Raw genomic sequence first — 2755 nt, 5'->3', positions numbered from 1 at the left:
ATTTAGGGCAGATGGGCTAGCCCATCTGCTCGGGGTACCCGGTCCGATCCATCCCGGTCGGCTGGCAATGAAAATCGAAACGAGAGGATCTAACATGAAATTCATCAGGACATTGATGGTTGCCGCGACGGCACTCGCCCTCACCGCCTTCGTGGCGCCAACCTTCGCCGCCGACGATCCGGGGCCGGCTGCGTACGCGCAGGCGCTCAAGGGCAAGCGCGTCATGCTGGTGCCGCTGGCAATGGGCTTCGACCTGGCGCAGGGCTGGGCGCACTATCTGAAGACCGAGGTTGAGGCCTGGGGCGGCGTGTTCGAGACGCGCGATCCGAACTGGGTCGTCGACGCCGGCGCGCAGGCGATCACCGACGCCATCTCGTCGGACACCAGGCCGGATGTGCTGATCATCCATGCGCCGGACCTCAACTCCTACTCCAAGCTGATGAAGAAGGCGCAGGCCGCCGGCACCTATGTCATCCTGGTCGACAATCCCGCCAACTTCCCGGCCGACGCCTTCATCGGCAGCGACTGGGACCGGCTTGGCCAGCTTGAGGCGGAAGCCGCGATCAAAGGCTGTGGCGAAAACTCTTCGAAGAAGATCGGCCTCGTGCAGGGTGACCAGGCGAACTCGTCCAGCCTTTACCAGTATGCCGGCATCATGAAGGTGCTGGAGAAGCATCCCGACTTCAAGGTGGTGGCAAAGCCCGATTCAAACTGGGATGCGACGACCTCGCGCAATGTGACGACGACGATGCTGCAGCAGAACCCGGACATCTGCTCGATCATCGATTTCTGGGATGGTGACGCCACCGGCGCGGCCGCCGCGATCCGCGACGCCAAGCTCGACGGCAAGGTGTTCCTGGTCACCACGGGCGGTGGCGAGAAGGCGGCCGATTGCGACAAGCTGCAGGACGGCACCTATGGCGCCGTGGTGATGACCGACCTTGCCCGCCAGTCGGGTGACATGAACGCCATCATCAAGTTCCTGCTGCAGAGCGGCCAGCCGGCCGGCACCTCGCACACCTACATCTACACGCTGGAGAAGGCGACGACCAAGGCCGACCTGAAGCCCGACAGCTGCTGGGACCTGAAGGCGCTGCAGGCACAAGCGGCGGCGAAATAAGCGAACTCTTCTCAACACCGATCGAAGAGGTGGCCGGATTGCCCGACCACCTCTTCTCTTGAATCCCAGATTTGCAGCAGTGACCTGATGTCCTTTCGCGAACGCCTCCAGTCCTGGCGCTACAATCTCGTGCCCGACCATGTCGTCGGCGAGATCCTGACCAAGCGCTGGACCGACAATGCCATTCCATTCCTGGCACTGGTGGCGACGCTGGCAACCTTCGGCTCGATCATTCCGGGCTTCTTCAAGTTGACCGCACTGCAGGAATCGACCCGCCAGCTTGGCGAGTTCTCCATGGTGGTGACCGGCATGACGGTGGTGATGCTGGGCGGCGGCATCGACCTGTCGGTCGGCTCGATCTTCGCGCTGTCATGCTTTTCGGCGGTTTACGTCTTCTTCATCCTCGAACAGTCGATCTGGCTGGCGCTGGCCGCGTCGCTGGCCACCGGCCTCATCTTCGGCGCCATCAATGGCTATCTCGTTGGATATCTGCGCCTGCGCGCCTTCCTCACCACGCTGGTCACCTTCATCTTCGGACGGGCGCTGTTCGACATCCTGGTCACCACCTATGCCGCCGATGTGCAGCTCTCGACCGCGACATCGGATGTGCTCGACTTCATCGGCGACAGCACCTTCTGGGGGCTCTCCGTCTCGGTGTGGCTGGCGATCATCCTGGCCATCGTCACCCATATCGCGCTGACCCGTTCACGGCCGGGCTGGCACGTGCTGGCGGTCGGCGGCTCCAGGCGCTCGGCGCACAATGCCGGCATCCGCGTGCGCCGCACCGTGTTCATGACCTACGTCTTCTCCGGCTTCTGCGCCTCGATCGGCGGCTTCCTCATCGCTTGCCGGCTGAGTGGGGCAGGGCCGGGCACCGGCCTCAATCTGGAAATCATGGCGCTGACGGCGGCGGTGGTCGGCGGCGTCAGCCTTGGCGGCGGCCGCGGCTCGGTGATCAAGGGGCTGATGGGCGCCATCATTGTGCTGACCATGACCAACGGGCTGATCCGGCTGGGCTATGGCACCGGCACCAACCAGATGGTGCTGGGCATCATGCTGGCGGTCGCGGTGACCATCGACATCCGCTGGCTGAAGAACCGCCACAAGGTGCTGAACGAGGTTTATGTCGCGCCGGTCTATCTCAAGATGGGCGAGACACAGTCGGCCGCACCTGGTTCGGGCACACCCTACGAGCTCGACAACCGGTTGTCCGCCGCCGACCATATCGGGCTTGGCGAGCTGGAGGGGCCAGAAGACGTCATCCTCGACCGCGACGACAATCTCTATTGCGGCACGCGTCATGGCGAGATCGTCCGTTTCTTCGCGCCAGACTATGTCGAATCGGAAGTGTTTGCCCATATAGGCGGCTTCCCGCTCGGCCTCGCCTTCGACAAATCGGGCAATCTGATCAGCTGCGTCGGCGCCATGGGGCTCTATTCGGTCTCGCCGGATCGGGAGGTCAAACGCCTGTCGGCGGAGACATCGCGTTCGTGGACCTCGATCGTCGACGATGCGCGTTTGCGTGACCCCAATGACTGCGACATCGCACCCGACGGGCGCATCTATTTCACAGACTCGACCAAGCGTTACGACGCACATGACTGGGCGCTGGATTCGATCGAGAACCGCGCCACC

2 protein-coding genes are annotated in these 2755 nt (G+C 63.2%); both read left to right on the top strand.

The window, feature by feature from the left end; all coding sequences use genetic code 11:
• Positions 1 to 94 precede the first annotated feature (94 nt).
• On the top strand, positions 95 to 1120 hold the full coding sequence (locus EOD15_RS32255; RefSeq protein ID WP_127322685.1) for a sugar ABC transporter substrate-binding protein: 1026 nt from the start codon (positions 95 to 97) through the stop codon (positions 1118 to 1120).
• A gap of 87 nt (positions 1121 to 1207) precedes the next feature.
• On the top strand, positions 1208 to 2755 hold a 1548-nt coding region (locus EOD15_RS32250; protein ID WP_127409204.1), incomplete at its 3' end, for an ABC transporter permease.

Source organism: Mesorhizobium sp. M7A.T.Ca.US.000.02.2.1, from assembly GCF_003996995.1.
Taxonomy (GTDB): Bacteria; Pseudomonadota; Alphaproteobacteria; order Rhizobiales; family Rhizobiaceae; genus Mesorhizobium.
Note: the sequence above shows the minus strand (reverse complement) of the source record. Positions and strands in the feature narration are given on the sequence as shown.